This window comes from Ruegeria sp. TM1040, from assembly GCF_000014065.1.
Taxonomy (GTDB): domain Bacteria; phylum Pseudomonadota; class Alphaproteobacteria; order Rhodobacterales; family Rhodobacteraceae; genus Epibacterium.
On record NC_008044.1, the window covers coordinates 1,526,793 to 1,545,258 of the forward strand.

Annotated in this window: 17 protein-coding genes and 1 tRNA gene; 3 read left to right on the plus strand and 15 right to left on the minus strand. The window is 60.7% G+C overall.

The window, feature by feature from the left end:
- Window position 1: 1 nt before the first annotated feature.
- Window positions 2-1,534 carry a hypothetical protein gene (locus TM1040_RS11515; RefSeq protein WP_011538765.1) on the minus strand — a complete coding sequence of 511 codons (1,533 nt, stop codon included), beginning with the start codon at window positions 1,532-1,534 and terminating at the stop codon, window positions 2-4.
- The gene (locus tag TM1040_RS20305; RefSeq protein WP_011538766.1) at window positions 1,524-1,673 is read right to left on the minus strand and encodes a hypothetical protein; all 150 of its coding nucleotides are present in this window, start codon (window positions 1,671-1,673) and stop codon (window positions 1,524-1,526) included. Before TM1040_RS20305 ends, TM1040_RS11515 begins: the two co-directional genes overlap by 11 nt.
- Before the next feature lie 83 nt (window positions 1,674-1,756).
- Between TM1040_RS20305 and TM1040_RS11520 the strand changes: the two genes are divergently transcribed.
- The 3 genes from TM1040_RS11520 to TM1040_RS11530 are packed head-to-tail and all read left to right on the plus strand — an operon-like array spanning window position 1,757 to window position 4,112.
- Entirely contained in the window at window positions 1,757-2,347 is a 591-nt protein-coding gene (locus TM1040_RS11520) for a shikimate kinase (RefSeq protein WP_011538767.1), read from the plus strand.
- Entirely contained in the window at window positions 2,347-3,468 is a 1,122-nt protein-coding gene (aroB, locus tag TM1040_RS11525) for a 3-dehydroquinate synthase (RefSeq protein ID WP_011538768.1), read from the plus strand. The genes TM1040_RS11520 and aroB overlap by 1 nt, the downstream gene beginning before the upstream one ends.
- Before the next feature lie 17 nt (window positions 3,469-3,485).
- Window positions 3,486-4,112 (plus strand): nucleotidyltransferase family protein, encoded by a 627-nt coding sequence (locus TM1040_RS11530; protein ID WP_011538769.1) that lies wholly within the window; start codon window positions 3,486-3,488, stop codon window positions 4,110-4,112.
- On the opposite strand, the gene TM1040_RS11535 is transcribed toward TM1040_RS11530, so the two are convergent.
- The 13 genes from TM1040_RS11535 to TM1040_RS11595 all read right to left on the minus strand — a co-directional run bounded on the left by TM1040_RS11535 (window position 4,113) and on the right by TM1040_RS11595 (window position 18,442).
- Window positions 4,113-4,775, minus strand: coding sequence for a Hint domain-containing protein (locus TM1040_RS11535; protein WP_011538770.1), 663 nt, complete (start codon window positions 4,773-4,775; stop codon window positions 4,113-4,115).
- Between the two features lie 523 nt (window positions 4,776-5,298).
- Window positions 5,299-6,126, minus strand: a complete 828-nt coding sequence (locus tag TM1040_RS11540) for an enoyl-CoA hydratase (RefSeq protein WP_011538772.1) — start codon at window positions 6,124-6,126, stop codon at window positions 5,299-5,301.
- 63 nt (window positions 6,127-6,189) lie between these two features.
- Window positions 6,190-7,035, minus strand: a complete 846-nt coding sequence (locus tag TM1040_RS11545; RefSeq protein ID WP_254658877.1) for an inositol monophosphatase family protein — start codon at window positions 7,033-7,035, stop codon at window positions 6,190-6,192.
- Window positions 7,036-7,237: 202 nt separating this feature from the next.
- Window positions 7,238-7,327 (minus strand) — tRNA-Ser (locus TM1040_RS11550).
- Between the two features lie 244 nt (window positions 7,328-7,571).
- The gene (locus tag TM1040_RS11555) at window positions 7,572-10,094 is read right to left on the minus strand and encodes a DUF3772 domain-containing protein (RefSeq protein WP_011538774.1); all 2,523 of its coding nucleotides are present in this window, start codon (window positions 10,092-10,094) and stop codon (window positions 7,572-7,574) included.
- A 5-nt stretch (window positions 10,095-10,099) separates the two neighbouring features.
- Complete coding sequence (locus TM1040_RS11560; protein ID WP_044027127.1) at window positions 10,100-11,134, minus strand: cysteine synthase A; 1,035 nt, start codon at window positions 11,132-11,134, stop codon at window positions 10,100-10,102.
- A gap of 269 nt (window positions 11,135-11,403) precedes the next feature.
- Window positions 11,404-11,844, minus strand: a complete 441-nt coding sequence (locus tag TM1040_RS11565; protein WP_044027129.1) for a TrgA family protein — start codon at window positions 11,842-11,844, stop codon at window positions 11,404-11,406.
- Window positions 11,845-11,975: 131 nt separating this feature from the next.
- A complete protein-coding gene (locus tag TM1040_RS11570; RefSeq protein WP_011538777.1) occupies window positions 11,976-13,400 on the minus strand; it encodes a cryptochrome/photolyase family protein in 1,425 nt (474 codons plus the stop codon).
- 30 nt (window positions 13,401-13,430) lie between these two features.
- Entirely contained in the window at window positions 13,431-14,660 is a 1,230-nt protein-coding gene (locus tag TM1040_RS11575; RefSeq protein WP_011538778.1) for an aminotransferase class V-fold PLP-dependent enzyme, read from the minus strand.
- 108 nt (window positions 14,661-14,768) lie between these two features.
- Window positions 14,769-15,764 (minus strand): acryloyl-CoA reductase, encoded by a 996-nt coding sequence (gene acuI / locus TM1040_RS11580; protein WP_011538779.1) that lies wholly within the window; start codon window positions 15,762-15,764, stop codon window positions 14,769-14,771.
- A 14-nt stretch (window positions 15,765-15,778) separates the two neighbouring features.
- Window positions 15,779-16,894, minus strand: a complete 1,116-nt coding sequence (locus TM1040_RS11585) for a dimethylsulfoniopropionate demethylase (RefSeq protein ID WP_044026751.1) — start codon at window positions 16,892-16,894, stop codon at window positions 15,779-15,781.
- A gap of 81 nt (window positions 16,895-16,975) precedes the next feature.
- Window positions 16,976-17,650, minus strand: a complete 675-nt coding sequence (locus TM1040_RS11590; RefSeq protein WP_011538781.1) for a DUF1326 domain-containing protein — start codon at window positions 17,648-17,650, stop codon at window positions 16,976-16,978.
- A gap of 18 nt (window positions 17,651-17,668) precedes the next feature.
- Entirely contained in the window at window positions 17,669-18,442 is a 774-nt protein-coding gene (locus TM1040_RS11595; RefSeq protein ID WP_011538782.1) for a DUF2182 domain-containing protein, read from the minus strand.
- Window positions 18,443-18,466: the final 24 nt, after the last annotated feature.

An 18,466-nucleotide genomic window follows, 5' to 3' on the forward strand; every position in this document is an offset into this window, starting at 1 on the left:
TTCAGCTTCCTCGCGGCAACAACAGGAGCTGCAGCGCTGCGCGGCGGGCGCTGTCTTCAAGACCCATCCGCCGAAACGCCGCGAGTGACAAGGTGATTGCCTCGATATTGCCGTCGGCACCGTGGCTAAAGCTCTTCATGGTCACCAGGATGGCCTCCCCCAAGCGGGCCCGGTCAAGCAACAGTTTCTGGGCGGCTGGCATCTCGCTATCTGCGGCAAAACCGCGGGCGATCGCCTTTTCCTGTGGTGTCGAGGCCAGATCCATCGCAGGGGTGCCTTGAGCGAGGGAGACGAGGAACCGCGTCGCGCGGCTTTGGTCGGGCGGAGACTGTGCGGCGATCTCATACTCTGCCGAGAGCAGACGCATGTGCCAGGCGATCTGTGCGGCCGGACCGTCGAGCACGATACCGGCCAGACGCGGCGCAAACAGATCTGCCATCGCCATCTCAAGCCCTGCCGCCTGTGCAGCCGCCCAGAACGCAGGCAGGGTTTTGCGCACCGCTTCGGCACTGCCGGTCCCAAGCGCCGCGTCAAAGCGTTGCACGGCATCGACACGATCCCAAATGCCTCCCGAGGCTGCGGGCTTTCGTTGAGTAAACAGGCCAAGCAATTGATTGGGATTCATGGCGCGACTGCGGGTCAGGCGCTCTGCCGCTTCGAGCTGCGCCTTCCAGCCCGCCACATCGCGCAGATCCGCACTGGCAAAGGCGCGTGGCAACGACCGGGTCGGCATGGGTTCGCCGATGGCCTCGAACATGCGAAATTCGAGCGGGGTCGGGTTCTGCGGCAGCGGCAGCGGCGGCATGCCCTCGTAGATGTCCGGGTTCAGGAAACGATCCAGCAGTGCCATATCATCAGACTCAAGGAGCCCGAGCGCATCGGCTGTTTCCAGCATCAATGCCGCCGTTGGCCAATCCCCACGGCGTGCAGCGCAAAAGATGCGCGCCGGATAATCCTGCATCAAATAGGGATCGGCCGTCAGCGCCGCGCAGCTGCGGTCCTCATCCCCATTCAAAAGCGTCGCGTCAAACCAGCGCTCAAAACGTGCAGCGCTCTCGGTGGGGCCTGCTTCTTGCACAAGGGCCTGCACCGGTTCCGTCGCGCCCAGATCACGCAGCCGGTCGAGCCGCGCCAGCAGGATTTCATCATTGTCGCGAAACGGCGGGCGCGCTTCCGTCAGCAGCAGTGTCATCAGCAAGGATTGCATCGAAGGCAGATCCTGAACCGGCACGTCACGGATCAAACCCGCAAGCTGGTCCGGCGGGCTGCCCTGCCAGAGTGTGATCGGAAGCCCGGTGCGCGACTGTGGCACCAGCCCCACAGGCGGCAGAAGCCGCTCAAGCGGGGTCACGGTAATGTCCGGCCCATAGGCGCTCTTGGCGACCGGGGGTTCCTGGAGCAGGGTCGTTGGAATATTGGCAACCGGCGGCGCACTGTTGAGCCAGTCAATCGCGGCCAGCGGCTCGCGCGCGTCTCCGGGCGCGCTCGCAAGCAAAAAGACGCCGATCGCCAGCGATGCAGTCTTAGTCGGCATTGAGCACCACAGGCTTGCGCACTTCTTCCGAGGGCGCCGAGAAATCCGCCCCAAACCAAGGCCCCACATACGCATAAGCAATCAGTGCGATTGCGGCGAGTACAATAAGAATAGCAAGGTATTTTATCAAACGTGCCATGGGTGTCCCGGAGCCTGCTTCTTTGTGTGTTTTGAGAGTTTTATATATGGCCTTTTTGCCAATATCACGTCATTCACAGAAGAATGAGCGAAAATCACCAAATCAGCGATGCGACGGCAGAAACTCGCGCGCCGGGACGATTAAAAAAGACCATTGTGCTGGTGGGTATGATGGGAGCGGGAAAGACCGCAGTCGGGCGCGCCTTAGCTGCCCGCCTCGACGTCCCTTTTCTCGACAGCGATCATGAGATCGAGTCTGCCGCGAATATGTCGATCCCCGAGATCTTTGCCCGCGATGGCGAGCCGTTCTTTCGTGAAAAAGAACATCAGGTGATCGCGCGCCTCCTAAAAGAGGAATGCGGTGTCCTGTCGACCGGCGGTGGCGCTTTTCTCGCGGAGCGCAATCGCACCATGATTTCCGAGATCGGCGTCTCGGTCTGCCTGCAAGCCGATCTTGATGTGTTGTGGAAACGCGTAAAAGGACGCGACACGCGTCCCCTTTTGCGCTCCGCCGACCCTTACCAGACGCTCTCGGACCTGTATCACGCGCGGGTGCCAACTTACGCGATGGCGGATCTCAAGGTGATCTCTGACGGGCAGGTTTCGATCGACAATATGGTGGACCGGGTGCTGGAGGCCTTGCGCACCCGACCGGATGTACTGGAGTTTGACTGATGGAACAAACCGTTCACGTTCCCCTTGGCGCGCGCGCCTATGATGTGGTGATCGGCCCCGATCTTGTTGCACAGGCGGGCCAGCGTATTGCGCCCCTCCTGCGCCGCAAGACAGTGGCTGTGCTCACGGATGAGACCGTGGCCGCGCTTCATCTTGAGGCTCTGCGCGCGGGACTCGCAGCCGACGGCATCGAGATGGAAGCACTTGCCTTGCCGCCCGGCGAGGCCACTAAAGGCTGGCCCCAGTTCACCCGCGCGGTGGAGTGGCTCTTGGACAAGAAAGTCGAGCGCGGCGACATCGTCATTGCCTTTGGCGGGGGCGTCATCGGCGATCTGGCGGGTTTTGCCGCAGCCGTGCTGCGCCGGGGCGTTCGTTTTGTCCAGATCCCCACATCCCTGCTGGCGCAGGTCGACAGTTCCGTCGGGGGCAAAACCGGCATCAACGCTCCGCAAGGCAAGAACCTGATCGGCGCCTTCCACCAGCCCAGCCTGGTACTGGCCGATACAGCGGTTCTTGGCACGCTCACAGAGCGCGATTTTCTTGCCGGCTACGGTGAGGTGGTGAAATACGGGCTCTTGGGCGATGCGGCCTTTTTTGACTGGCTCGAAGAAAATGCCCCGGCAATGGCGGCAGGTGACATGGCGCTGCGGGTCGAAGCCGTGGCGCGTTCGGTTCAGATGAAAGCCGACATCGTGGCCCGCGACGAAACCGAACAAGGCGACCGGGCGCTGTTGAACCTTGGTCATACCTTCTGTCACGCGCTGGAAGCGGCGACCGGCTACAGCGACCGGTTGCTGCATGGCGAAGGCGTGGCGATCGGCTGTGCGTTGGCCTTTGAGCTCTCAGCCCGCCTCGGCCTCTGCAGTCAGGAAGATCCCAGCCGCGTGCGCGCGCACCTCAAGGCGATGGGCATGAAAACAGACCTCTCGGACATTCCCGGCGATCTTCCCCCCGCCCAAGAGCTTCTGGATCTCATGGCGCAGGACAAGAAGGTCGTGGATGGTCAGCTGCGCTTCATCCTCGCGCGCGGCATCGGAGCGGCCTTTGTCACCGCCGATGTGCCCTCTGAAAAGGTGCTTGAGGTGCTGCAAGAGGCGCTGGCGCATACACAACCCGCCTGATCTCGATGGGGCAAGAGATGAACGCTGGCCCGTCACAACATATGCCGAAATTGGCCATTCTCCTGCTGGCGGCGGGCGCATCGTCACGAATGCGCGGGCGTGACAAATTGTTGGAACAGGTGAACGGCCGCCCCCTGGTTGCGGGGCTGAGCGATGCGGCGCGCGCATCGGGATGTGAGGTCTATGTGACTGTGCCGCATCTCGAACACCCGCGCGCCAGTGCTGCGGGCGAGGCTCATCTGGTTGCGGTTCCGAATGCGGTCGAAGGATTGAGTGCCTCGCTCCGCGCGGGCATCACCGCTCTGGCGGGCGATATCGACGGTGTCATGGTGTTGCCAGCCGACATGCCCGAAATCACTGCTGCGGATTTCCTGAAAATGGCAGAGCAATTTGCCGGTCCAGAGGGGGCTATTCTACGTGCAAGCGGCACAGATCAAAGCGGCGCTCGCCGAGCAGGTCACCCCGTGCTGTTTCCACGCCGATGCTTTGATGCGCTGCAAACGCTCACGGGCGATGCGGGCGCGCGGGAACTTCTCAAACAGGAGGCGGTGCAGTTGATCGCGCTGCCGGGCGCGCATGCGCTCACGGATCTGGACACGCCCGAAGACTGGACCAAGTGGCGCGCGCGCCAAGGTGACGTCTGATCAGTGCAGCAACATCCGCGCTTCGCGTTCCTTCAACTCGCGCCGTGCCGAGGGATAGGCCTTTTGCCCTTCCTTGGTGCGAAGTTCGGGAAACAGTTCAAAGATTTCATTGCGCTGGGCATTGTCCAAACCGCGCAATGACTGATCCACCGGCTGAAAGCTCTCGGTCCAGGCGCCATCAGAGAGCACGACCTCATGCTGATTGAACATAAAATGAATATAGGTCACTGCGGTTGTCACAATGGCATCAATTCCAGTCAAACCGGTGAGGTGCTTTGCGGCCACCAGAACCTCGCGGTCCTCGAAATAGAGCGCCGTTTTATCGTTCGCCACAAGAACGCGGTGGTTGGGGCTCACCATCATGTCGCGCTCGGGCAGCCCATTGCCAAGGGCCCCCTGCCGGATCAGGATGGGTTGCAGATGGGAGGCATGGGACAGATCCTGCGGCCCCATCGCATTGTGACCAAACCAGCGGATTTCCTGGATGCCATTATCACGGGTAATCACCCGGTCCCCCACCTGAAGGTTCTCGACCAAGCGTTCACCGCGCGGAGTCGCAATCAAGGTGCCGGGGGTAAAACAGGGCGTGACCCGATCGCTGGCGGCGCGGGCTTTGCTCTCGCCCGTACAGTCGCCAGACGTGCGTTCGCATGTCTTGTTCATGCTGTGGTCTCCTCCACTGTCTTTTCTTTGGGTTGTATTCAGGAAACCCTATCCTCGCTGTGATTGTATCACGCGTCTGGAGGTAAAGACATAGCCGAGCGCCCTGATCGCACCTAGCTCTAAGAGGCCCGTCGAGCCCCAGACCGCTGATTTCAGGGGCAGTTTCGGAGGAGTCTGGATGCAGGATTGTTTCCAAACGGGCTAAGGACCTTGGGCCCGATGCGCAGAGATCTTGAAAATTATGTGATAATTTGAGGCAAATTGGACTGCCCAACCAATTGGCCAACCAAAGTGACGCCACCGGAGCGATCTTTGTTTCCGAGGTCGAAACCAACAACAGGCCAGAAGCGCCCCCTCGCTTGCTGAAAATCCTTCGGGCGACAATCCCTGGATTGTTGCAAACACGCGCGCGAGTTCAAACAGTTTGACGCCTTTGTTCACTGAACGTGGCACAAAGTGCTCGAATCGCGCGATTGCATAGCGTTACGCCTGCGGGTCAAACTCGACGTAACCAGGCCACGCCCTACTCGCCTGTCCAATCCGGCATAGGGGCTTTGGAGAGAAATGCGCCAATACCCGCCTCGGCATCTCGCGCCATCATGTTTTCGGCCATGGCACGACCGGTGCAGGCATAGGCCTCGGCCAGCGACATCTGCGCCTGCTCATAAAAGGCCGATTTGCCGATCTTGATCGCGGCTGGGGATTTGCCGGCGATGCGACGCGCCAGTTCGGTGGTTTCTTGCGCGAGATCTGAAAGCGGCACCACGCGGTTGACCAGTCCGATCTCGGCCGCACGGGAGGCCGGGATAAATTCGCCAAGCAAGAGCATCTCCATCGCATGTTTGCGCAATAGATTGCGGGTCAGCGCCACCATCGGCGTGGAACAGAACAGACCAATCGTCACCCCGGAGGTCGCAAACCGCGCATCCTCGGAAGCGACCGCAAGATCGCAGGTGGCAACCAGTTGACAGCCTGCAGCAGTCGCGATCCCCGACACCTCGGCAATGACCGGCTGCGGCAGCTCCACAATGGTCTGCATCATCCGCGAGCAGGTTGCAAAAAGCTGTTGGAAATACTCAAAGCCGCCATCGTCACCAGCGCGCGCTTCGGTCATTTCCTTTAGGTTGTGACCGGCGCAAAAATGATCCCCAGCGCCACTGAGGATCACCGCTCGCACGCTGCGATCCTCGGCGATTTCATCCAGTGCCGCCTGCAGCGCATGGAGCATCGCCTCCGAGAGCGCGTTGATCCGGCGCGGCTGGTTCAGGGTGAGCCGCGCAACGCCGGCATCATCGTGTCGCGTGATCAGCGGCTCTGCGATGTTGTTGTTGGCAATATCGTCTTTGGCCATGGGGCACCTCCTGTCGCAGACCAAAGCCTAGATCAGCAACCTCGCACCGCCAAGCCTGAAGCCTCAGCCGAGACCAAATTCCGAAATCGCCTCTTGGGTCAGGGTTTCGCCGCTGGAGACGGTGAGCCGCCCTGTGGTGAGGGCCGGATCATAGGCACGCCCATCCGAAAGCTGCGCATGTCCCCCCGCCTCAAGCGCGGCCAGAACGCCCGCCGCGTGGTCCCAGCAATTCAACCCCTCGGTCTGCACAAAATCGACGTGGCCCTGCGCCATCATCCGATATTCGTGGCAGGAACAGAACAAGGAGGTTGTGCGCTTGGCGCGCACCATTCCTTGCGCCACGGCCAGTTGTTCCTCCTTGGCAAAGACGAAATGCGGCACAAAACCCGTGGCTTCGGAGAACCTGCGTTCAGGGGCGACGCGCAGGCGCCGTGCCTCAAGACCGGGGGCCGCCATCCAGGTTCCACCACCAAGGCTTGTCTGCACCCAGTCATCGCTCACCGGATCATACAAAAGGCCGAACACAGTTTGTCCGCGCAGCGTCACCGCTAGAATTACCCCAAATGTCGACAGACCATGGGCGTAGTTCCACGTCCCATCAATCGGGTCCACGATCACTGCGACTTCGGCCTGTCCCACCTGATCGAGCACGCGGGGATCAGCAGAGACAGCCTCTTCGCCGATGACGACGGCGCCGGGCAAAATGTTCTCTACCGCGCGGGACATATGTTCTTCTGCCGCGACGTCCGCAACGGTCACCACATCGATAGAAGAGGTCTTGGCCGAGATCGCCCCTGCCGAGAGATTACGAAACCGCGGCATGATCTCAATGCGCGCCGCATCTCTGACCATGGAAATCAGCGCGTTTTCAATATCGTGATCGAGCCGCATGTGATCCTTGCCTTTCATAAAGAGCCTTGCAGCAGGTCCTATCGCCTCAGCGCGGATAGTTCACGCCCGAGATTGCTGATTGGTATGAAATTTTTGCGACAGCCGCCTTCCCGCGCGACATGTGATCGAACCGTGTGATAGGCTGGCTTCGACGCCAAACGGATCGCCAGAACCCTGCCGAATTGCAGATCTTTGAAGAAAGAATGCTGATTGGGGGTTATGGCGGAGAGACAGGGATTCGAACCCTGGAGACGGTTTCCCGCCTACACACTTTCCAGGCGTGCGCCTTCGACCACTCGGCCACCTCTCCGTGGGGGCGACTTTTGATGCATTCCGGGGGGGATTGCAATAGGCTTTCTGAGAAAAAGTTCAGTTTTTTTCGCCGCCCCCGATTTTACCCTAAGTCGCTGTCACCATGAGGGAATTATCCCCAGCCCACGCCTAGTCTTTAAGGGTCCGCCCCCCTGCCCTCGGCGCCACAAAAGAAAGCGCCGCTGCGGGATCTCCCGGCAGCGGCGCACTCTGGTGGCATCAGTTTGCAGGCGAGCTCAGACCTAGCGGTCGCCGTCGCCATCGCCCTCTGCGTCGGCGTCCTGATCCTGCGCAAGATCGTCGAGATCGGGTTTGAGCCGAGCCGCATGCGTTGATGCGCCTGCTGAAGTCGAGGTCTCGGCCTGAGGTGACTCTTTGCTGGTCTGGATCGCCTCGGGATTGCGGATCCAGATGTCACGCTGGGCAAAGGGAATCTCGATCCCTTCTTCCGTAAATCTCTTGGCGATCTCGTAGTTCATGTCGGACTTCACCGACAGAACCCAGTTCACATCGCGCAGGATGGCGCGGATCTCAAAGTCGAGACTATCCGCCCCAAAGCCCTGGAACACGACCGAAGGTGCCGGGTTCATCAGGACCATAGGATGCGATTGCGCAACCTCCATGAGGATCTCCTCGACCTTGCGCGGATCGGTACCATAGGCCACGCCAACCGGAACGATCACCCGTCCAACAGTATTGCCTCGGGTATAGTTCGTGACGGTGCCGGAGATCAGATCCGAGTTCGGGACAATCACATCGGTACGGTCAAACGTCTCGATCCGGGTGGAGCGCACAGAGATGTCACGCACATAGCCCATGAGCCCGCCTACCTCGATCCAATCTCCCTTGGAGACCGGTCGTTCGATCAACAGGATGATGCCCGACACGAAGTTCGACACGATCGTCTGCAGGCCAAAGCCGATCCCGACCGAGAGCGCACCGGCAACAATCGCGAGCGACGACAGGTCGAGCCCGGCGGTAGAAACCGCGATGAGCGCCGACAGGAAGATGCCGATATAGCCGACACCGGACACAATCGCGTTCTGCCCACCGGGGTCAATCTTGGTCTTTGGCAGCAGTGACGAGCGCAGACTCCCCTGCAAGAGCCGGGTCAGCACATAACCGCAGACAAAAATCACCACAAACGTCAGGAAGATCGTCGGAGAGATCTTGGTGTCGCCGATGCTGTAGCCTTCGAGGAAGCGCGACCAGAGTTCGGTCAAATCCGAGGTCCGCGCGCCCCAGATCAGCGCAAAGAAGGGCAGCGACAGCAGGGCCAGTACAAAGCCGGTGATCACTGCAAAGAGCGAGTCCTCCGCGCCTTGACCGTTGCGCGTGACATATCCGTATATATCCGACAGGAACCGCTGCAGGATCATCAGGGTGGTGACCAGACCAAGCGTCAGGATCACCGGGTAAACAATTGCGATTGCTGCGTTAATATAGCCCAGAGCCCCAAGGATCGGCGCAACAAGGGCCATGATGAACACCGCCCGCCGCAGAAGCGACATGGCGCGATTGGCCCCGGCCGCAATGGCGCCCTCATCCTCGCTGCCGCCGTTTTCTTCGATCTCGAGGCGGCGCTGGCGCACCCGGATACGGTTCAGACGTACCAGGAACAGCGAAGCGAGAATGACCAGAGGCCAGCTCAATACCGCATAGGTCGCATCGGTGAAATTCTCGATGGTGTCGAGACGATCCAGCATCATCTGCATCACCAGCACAAGTGCCAGCGACACAAGGATCACACGCACCTGACGCTGAAAGCGCGGCTCAAAGGGTATGAGCTCATTGGTGATCTGATACACATAAAGCCGCTCGCCCAGCCAATGCGAAGCAAACAGGATAAAGGACCACAGCGGCACATCATCCAACAGCAATGTCCCCCTGACGCCCAGCACACCGGACATATCGATCGCACGCACCAGAAGAACCGTCCCCACATAGGGCAACAGCACCTGCAGAAGCGAGACGATGAACCGCCAGACGCCTGTGCCGCGCCAGCCGAGTTCGCGCAGATGGGTGCCCGCACGACGCGCCCAGTAGCGTCCGCGCCCCAAGAGCAGCAGCGCCCCGGCAGTAAACAGCAGCAGGACCGGCAAACGGCCCCGGATGGTTTCAAGCGTGGCCGCGCTCGACAGAAGGGTTGCGGTCTCGTACCAGAACGCGCCCAGCACCTTTGCCGTGTCAGAGAAGGCGGTCGGCCAGTGCTCGGGATTGACCGGCATTGGCGCGCGCTCCAAGAGCGTGCGGGTTGCGCGTTCTCGGATCAGCTTGTCGATTTCGGTAATCAGACCCTGCGCCCGGCTATAGCCGAGATCCGCCAGCACCTGCGGCGCGCTGAGGTTGGCAAGCTGGCTCTGCAACTCCTGCCGCAGTTTGGCAATGTTTTCAGGCTCGCTGCCATTTTCTTCGGGCGGTGGCCCGAGTGCCTCGATCTGTGCGCGAAGAGTTCTCAGGCGATCCGCATTCTGGCTGCCTGCGTCGAGAAATTGCTGACGATACTCCGTCAGCTCCAGCCGCAGGGCCTCCAGCGCGCCATTGGACGCGCGTCCGGCATCCAGCACCCGCTCTGCACGATCTGCAGTGCGCTGCCAGGCCTCATAATACTCGCCCAATTTGCCAGAAGCGGCGGTCTGCACCAGATCGCGGGCCTCGTGCAGCCGGGTCTGCCCGCCGGTTTCCTGCGCCAAAGCAACAATAGGCAAAAGCAAACAGGTCAGCCCCAAAAGGCCGACCTGAAAAAGCGTTCTCAAATAAGTCATCTGATTCAGATGTCCTCGAATACTCCGGGAATTGAAGCAGGAGTATGGGTCATCCAGTCGGGGACCGGCAAGCCCTTGTCTTTGAGGAATTCCGGATTAAAGAGCTTGGACTGATAGCGCGTTCCATAGTCGCACAGGATGGTAACGATGGTGTGCCCCGGCCCCAGTTCCTTGGCCAGACGCACTGCGCCGGCAATGTTCACGCCGGAAGATCCGCCAAGCACCAGCCCCTCTTCGTGCAGAAGGTCAAACACATAAGGCAGCGCCTCTGCGTCCGGAATCTGGTAGTTGAAATCTGGGGTGAGCCCCTCGAGGTTCTTGGTGATCCGGCCCTGACCGATCCCTTCTGTGATCGAGGAGCCCTCGGACTTCAGCTCGCCAGTGGTGTAGTAGGAATAAAGCGCGGCGCCATTGGGATCGGCAAGGCCGATCTTCACGCCCTTGGGCTGCAGCGCCTCGGCAATCCCGGCAAGCGTCCCGCCGGAGCCAACAGCACAGATGAAACCATCCACCTTGCCGCCCGTCTGCTCCCAGATCTCGGGACCGGTGGTTTCCACATGGGCCTGACGGTTGGCCACATTGTCAAACTGATTGGCCCAGATGGCGCCATTCGGCTCTGTCTTGGCCAGCTCGTTTGCCAGGCGCTCGGAGTAGCGCACATAGTTGTTGGGGTTCTTGTAAGGCGCTGCAGGCACCTGAACCAACTGTGCCCCCGCCAGACGCAGCATGTCCTTCTTTTCTTCGGACTGGGTTTCAGGGATCACGATCACGGTCTTGAAGCCCATGGAGGCGCCGACCAGCGCAAGCCCAATGCCGGTATTGCCCGCTGTACCTTCTACAATCGTGCCGCCGGGTTTGAGTTCCCCGCGGGCGATAGCGTCCTTGATGATGTAGAGCGCGGCGCGGTCCTTCACGGATTGGCCGGGGTTCAGAAACTCCGCCTTGCCAAGAATTTCGCAACCGGTTTCTTCGCTGACTTTGTTCAGTCGGATCAGAGGGGTATGGCCGACCGCATCGGCCAGATCGCGTGCAATGCGCATGAAATTCCCTTTCGCTCGTTCCCCTCTGATGTAGCTGGGCACCGGCGCGATCACAAGGGTCCAGAGCGCGCGCAGGCTGGCGTTTCGCCTGTCGGGGACGATTTCGGCGCGACCGTGGTTCCACTGCGTCTGACTTGCCCGCAAAACCATCGCGCCGCGGCGGGCATCATCACAACACTGTCCATGCTGTGTGGGGTTTTGCGGAACGTGCTGACTTTAATCGCTCTTGGGCGGGCGCAGCATGATCCATGACTGCCGCTAGGTCTGAATCACTTCCAGCGCTTGCTGGCGATCTCGACCGCCATGCCGATCAATGTTCCCCCCACAGCGAGGGTCAACAGAACACTCGGGACCGCCATGATGAAGAAATACTCCAGCGCGATGGTAAAGATCGCAGCCAAAGCTTCGAACGGGCCATCATAAATGCTGCGCTTTGCGAGGCGAAACATCTCGACGGCGCCCTGAATGAAGAGGCCCCACAGCACCAGCACCGCAGTGCCGGTGATCCCGTTTGTAATGCCCGCCGCCCATCCGCGACCGGCGCGCGGACCGATAGACTTCCAGCCAATCACAAGTCCCAGCCCCATGTTCACAAAGGTAAAATAGCCAAAATCCGTGTCATCCGGCATCAAGGGCATGATCTGGCCGGATACGACAAACGCCAGAAGAGCAAGGGCAACGGCGGCCACGAGGCGGGCGGCGGTGGGCATGGGGATTTGATTTCCTGCAATTGCGAGACTGTCGGCGAGGCTATGCGCAGGTCGCGCAGAAATCCAGCGCAAACCCACAGCAGACACCGCCCCAAAGACAACCTGTGTACCCATCGCCACGACCGCGTGGCTCAGCTCTGATTGCGGCTTTCTTTGTAGGCAGAAAGCGCGCGCTCGCGGCCCTCTTTCAAACCGATAATCGGTGAAACACGCGACTGGTCGGGATGAAGCGACCACCTGCGCGGGATCGCCTCAAAGTATGCCATCGCGGTTTCGGGCGGGTTGGCCTGGCCTTCGGGCAGCCACCGACGCGCATAGTCTCCCTTGGGGTCGAACTTCTCGAGCTGACCATCCGGGTTGAAAATGCGAAAAAAGGGCGCCGCATCAGGACCGGAACCCGCCACCCACTGCCAGCCCATCGCGTTCGAAGCGGGATCCCAGTCGACAAGACAGTCCTCGAACCACTGCAATCCGTATTTCCAATGGATCATCAGATGCTTGGTAAGAAAGCTTGCCACGATCATCCGAGCGCGGTTGTGCATCTTGCCGGTGACGTAGAGCTCTCGCATCGCGGCATCGACAAAATCATAGCCGGTCTGTCCCTGTTGCCAGCGCTGCAAAGCGTCGCCAGGGTCGTCCTGCCAGGGGAAACCGTCCCATTCCTCTCGCCAGTTTCGCGTCAGGATGCGTGGCGAGCGATGCATCAGGTGATAGGCAAACTCGCGCCAGACAACCTCTTTGAGGAAATGCTCCGCGCCGGGCTGGCCGTCCTGCATCGCCTGCGCGCCCAGATGCCACATCCGATGTGGGCTGATTTCCCCCCAGGCGAGATTTTCCGAAAGCTCCGAGGTGGCAGCACGGGCGGGAAAATCCCGATGGGCTTTGTAGTTCGAAACCCGTTCCGTCAGGAAATCATCCAGTTGCGCGAGGGCTGCGTCCTCTCCCACACGGCAATGTTGCGCAACAATCGCGCCACCCCGACGCATTGCGGCATCCATGCCAAGATCCGCGAGCGCTTCACCTGACGGCCAACTCTCGGGCGCGGCCAACCGGGAGGGGGCGGCAGTCAGCTCCGCGACATCGCGCGTACGGACTGCCTTCCAGAACGGCGTATATACCCGGTACATGCCGCCGTCCTTGGTGTCGACGGTCCAAGGTTCGAATAGCAGCCGCCCACCCGTGGATTTTGCCTTTATATCAGACGCTTTGAGTGCTTCCTTGATCTTTGCGTCACGTTTTGTGGCCGCCGGATCGTAGAGCCGCGACCAGATCACATGTCCGGCGCCGCTCTCCGCGATGACCTCGCGCAGCACCTCGAGTGCGTCGCCACGGCGGACGATGAGACGGCTGCCTTTCTCCTCGAGCGTTTTGGCAAACCGTTCAAGCCCGAGGCCAAGGCGGAACTTTGGCGCGGCCCCGAGGGCCTCTTCTTGCGCGTCATGGATATAGAGCGGGATAATCGGTCCGCCCGCCTCCTGCGCGGCCCTGAGGGCTGGATTGTCGCGCAGGCGCAGGTCGCGCCGAATCCACCAGATCACCGGTCGGGTGTCAGCCATGGTCAGTTTTATCCCTTGCTCGATCAGTCTTTACAGGACGCGATCTAGGGCCTCGATCAGCGCTGTCACCTCCAATTGATCGGTATAGTGAGTAAAACTCAGCCGCAGCACGCCCTGCGCGGGGTCGACCCCCATTGCCCTGAGCGCACGCACTGCGTAAAAGTCGCTGCCCCCCGCCATGATCCCAAGCTCTGCCAATTGCTTGGCAACGGGCTCTGCTGCCCGCCCAAGCGCAAGCGCGACGGTCGGGGCACGCTCTTTGGCGTTCGCGGGGCCAAGCAAGCGCACATCGTTTCGCCCCTTCACCGCATCCAGGAGCGGCTGCAACAAGGAGATCTCCTGCTCGCGCATCAGATCGTGCACAAAGGCGCCCGCCCCTGTGCCTGTGATCTCAGGTGCGTTGTGATGTTCGGCGAGCGCCTCGAAGTAGTCGACCATTCCCGCACAGGCGGCGACCTGCGCGTGATCGGGTCCGGCGGGGGTGAAGCGTTTGTAAGGAACATCCCCGTTAAAGTAGTGCGCCTGATTGGGCAAAAGCTCGGCAAGAGCGGGATTGATCACCATGATCCCTTGATGAGGGCCATAGGTTTTATAGGCGGAGAACAAATAGATATCCGGCCCCAGTTCACCCACGTTCGGCAAACCATGCGGCGCGTAAGAGACGCCATCAACGCAGACAAAAGCCCCCGCAGCATGGGCCAGCGCAGTGATTTCCGTGACCGGATTGATCTCGCCCACCACATTGGAGCAATGGGGAAAACAGACCAGCCGCACGCTCTCGTCCAAGAGATCCTCCAGCGCGCTCGGTTCAAGATGGCCGGTGGCAGGATCGATCTGCCACTCCAGCACCTCGATGCCCTCGTCGGCCAAGCGTCGCCACGGGCCGGAGTTGGCCTCATGGTCCTGATTGGTAACGATGATCTTCTCGCCCGGCTTCAAGAAGCCCCGGAAGGCCTGCGCCAGCACATAGGTATTCTGGGTTGTCGAAGGACCGAAGCTCAGATCCTGCGCAGAGACACCCAGCATCGCCGCCAGACGACTGCGCGCTTCATCCATCTCGGCGCCGGCTGCCTCGGAGGCGGCATAAGGCGCGTAGGGCTGGACCTTATGCTCGGTGTAAAATCGAAACAGGCGGTCGATCACCTGCCGGCAGGTGTAAGAGCCGCCTGCATTCTCAAAGAAGGCCTGACCCTGCAAAGAGGGCTGTTCAAATGCCGGAAATTGTTTGCGGACAAATTCGATATCCATGGCGCGTTTCATGCTCCCTTTGCAGCCTTGGCAAAGACAGTGCAATTCCAAGCGCCAAGATCAAGCCCGGAAACGCTCTGGCGCGACTTCGCGCCGCGCCAGAACTCGGATGTCATGGTCTCAGGCGTTGACGTCGACGACGACGCGCCCCTTCACCTGCCCGGCCAGAATATCGGCGCCGAGTTTTGGCAGGTCGGTCAGTGATGCGGGCTGGATCATGGCGTCGAGCTTTTCGAGCGGCAGATCGCTGGCAATTCGCTGCCAAGCGCGCTGGCGGTTCTCAAAGGGCTGCATCACGGAATCGATGCCGAGGAGGTTCACACCACGCAGAAGGAAGGGAATCACAGTGGCCGGCAGAGCCGCACCGCCCGCAAGCCCCACGGCCGCAACCGAGGCACCGTATTTCATCTGCCCGAGCACGCGCGCCAGCATATCCCCCCCGACCGCGTCGACACAGCCTGCCCAGGTCTCGCTTTCGAGCGGGCGTTTTACGGTCTCGTTCAGATCCTCGCGGGGCACGATCTGGGTTGCGCCGAGGCTCTGGAGGTAGTCGGCTGTCTCGGGACGCCCGGTAACGGCAGCCACCTCGTAACCGAGGTTGGCGAGGATCGCCGTCGCCACGGAGCCAACGCCCCCGGCCGCGCCTGTGACCAGAACCGGTCCCGTTCCGGGTTTCAGCCCGTGATCCTCCAGCGCCATCACCGCCAGCATCGCAGTAAAGCCTGCAGTGCCCACGGCCATCGCCTGACGGGGCGTGATCCCTTCGGGCAGCGGCACCAGCCAATCCGCCTTGACACGGGCCTTTTGTGCATAGCCGCCCCAATGGGCTTCGCCCACGCGCCAGCCGGTCAGGACCACCTTATCGCCCGGGGCGTAGCGCTCATCAGAGGAGCTCTCGACGGTGCCGGCAAAATCGATCCCCGGCACATGCGGATAATTGCGCACCAATCCGCCGCCCTTGGGGCTGAGACACAGGCCATCCTTGTAGTTCACGGTGGAATAGTAGACGGCGACCGTGACCTCTCCTTCCGGCAGATCCTCAAGGGTCAGATCCTGAATTTCAGCAGCGGCTTTGCCGCTCTCGCTGTCTTGCGTCATAACAAGGGCTTTGAACATGTTGATCTCTCCCATTAATTCCAGAAATTTTCGCGCACCAGAGCAGTACGCATTCCATCCGGTGTCTCCACCTCTAGCTGCGTCCCCGCATCCCAATGCGTCATCTTGACCATGCCGATCGCAACATTCGTGGCATGATCCGGCGACCAGGTGGCCGAGGAGACCCGACCGACACGACGCCCATTTGCAACGAGCGGCCAGAATTGATCACAGGGCGGCACCGCTTCGCCGGAAATCTCGATCGGGCGGATCTGCTGCACCGGGCCTTCCTTGGCCACCCGCAGCAGCGCATCACGCCCGATACACCCAATGGCCGTGTGGGTGTTACAGAACCGCCCAAGGCCGCATTCGTGCGGTGTGTTGTCGTCGGTCATATCATTGCCGTAGCTCAGAAGACCGCTCTCGATCCGCTCAATGAGGTTGGGACAGCCCGCACGCACCTCGAGATCTGCGCCAGCCTCAAACAGACGGTTCCAGAGCGGCATGCCAAGATCGCCGCCTTCGACGTAGATCTCGAACCCACCCTGCTTTGAGTAGCCCGACCTTGCCACCACCAGATCGCGTCCTTCGAACTGGTAGACGCCAAAGCGGAAAAACCGGATCGCGCGCACAGTCTCGCCGAAGACACGCGCCATCAAGTCCTCTGCCTTGGGGCCCTGCACCGCAAGCGGCGAAACATCCGGTTCATCCACCAGCACATCAAGGCGCCAGCCGTTTGCGATCCCCTTGACCCAGTACAACAGATCACTGTCCGCAATGGAGATCCACCAACGATCCTCTGCGAGCTTTACGGCTACGGGATCATTGAGCATCCCGCCGGTCTCATCGACGATGGGGACATAGTAACATTGACCGGGCATCATGCCACGCAGATCGCGCGGGGTCAGCATCTGCATCAGGCGTCCGGCGTCGGGGCCGCGCAGTTCCACCTGGCGTTCGCAGGCGACGTCCCAGACTTGCACATGACGCTTGAGGTGGTGGTAGTCGGCTTCGACACTCTCAAACACCGTGGGCAGCAGCATGTGATTGTAGACGGTGTAGCCTTTGACTCCAGCGGCTTCGACGCCCTCCGAAAAAGGGGTTCGACGCAGGCGCCGAGAGAGGGAAATGGCAGGTTTCAGAACGGTCATGGCAAACCCTTTCATACCATGAGTTGAGGGCGAGCGGCGCATCACGACGCGACCGCCGCTCGGTCACGTAGGTGCTGCGCGTCAGCGCGGCCCCTTCCAATCGATCTGGCAGATCTCGGCAGAGCGGCCGTCAAAATCCCAGACACGACCAAAGGCGCGCACACGCCCCTTGGTGGCGGTTGCAACGGTGATATCGGGGCCCATCCAATACTCGGTATTGGTCACCACGATGTCCTGGTCGCTGTCGGCACCACCTACCGGAACCACTTCGCCGTGGATCTGCTTGCCCACGATCAGACGCCGGGTCTTACCCTCAGTCTCAAACAGCACCGGTGCGCGTTCGGCGCCGAGGAATTCGCTGACGAGCACTTTGAAGAGACCGGTGGTACCTCTTGCTTTTCCAGAGAAAACATCGATCAGCCCCTCATAGGCCGCGTCGCTGGCGCGTTCGTCGATATAGGCGGCGGCCTTCCAGTTGCCGCGCGCCATGAGACCCGGAATCTCCAGCACAAGCCCGACATTCAATCCCGAAAGGTCTGCATCGCCGTAATGGCCTTCGTCGATGCGTACGCCAGCCCAGGCCTGGCAGTAGCCCTCGGTCGGCGGGTGCTTGCCCAGCGACACGACGCAGGGGCAGAACACGGTGCAGTTGCAGTTCAGGATCAACTCGCCCTTGATCGCCCAAGGAATTGTTCCAACCGCGCTCTGATCGCGCGGCGCGACCTCTGTCTCAGACTTGATGCTGTCATTTGTCATGTGAATTCTCCTCCAAATTCAGATAGATGTCATCAGAACCCAAAGACCGCTTGCGCAGAGGATCACGCCCATTGGGCGGGTCAACCAGCGCCCGATTTCGGGCAATTTTTCCAAAACCATAAAAACCGTCGCCAGCGCCATAAATGCGAGGTTCATCACCCCGCCGACAAAGGCCAGCAGCATCAGCGCCCAGCAACAGCCCAAACAGACCGCGCCCAGACGCAGGCCATTGCGCCAAGGCCCTTCGTCCCAGTGCTGCATGAAGAACACCAGCGGTCGACGGCACTTGGACAGGCAGGAGTCCTTTAGTGGTGTGAACTGATAGGCGCCCGCAATCAGCAGCAAAGCGCCAGACAAAAGCCCCGAGCGACTATCGCCAAACACGGTGATGAGATCCGCGCGAACCAGCCCCAATTGCAGCGCCGCCGCAAGCACCGAAAAACCGATCCAGACCGTCAGATAGCCAAACACCAGATCACCAAAACGAGTGTTCTCACCGGTTTGGCTCAGATCGTCATAGGTGGCAAAAGCCGGAAGCGCGGTGGGGGCCATCATCGCGGCCGACATCAGACCCCACATCAGGACCATCTTGCCCGCACCGGCTGCATCCGCGGTCATTGTACAGAGTGCCAGCCAGAAATCCGCCCCGTAGACCTGCCCCGCTGCACGCAGATCCGCAGGCACCGACATGGCAAAGAGCCCAGCCCAGGCCAGAAGAATACCAGCAAAGAGCAAGAGCCAATGCAGGCCGCTCATCTGGCGAATACTCTGTGTCAGGCGTGCTTTCAGCATGGCGTTTGCGATGACCTCCCCGTC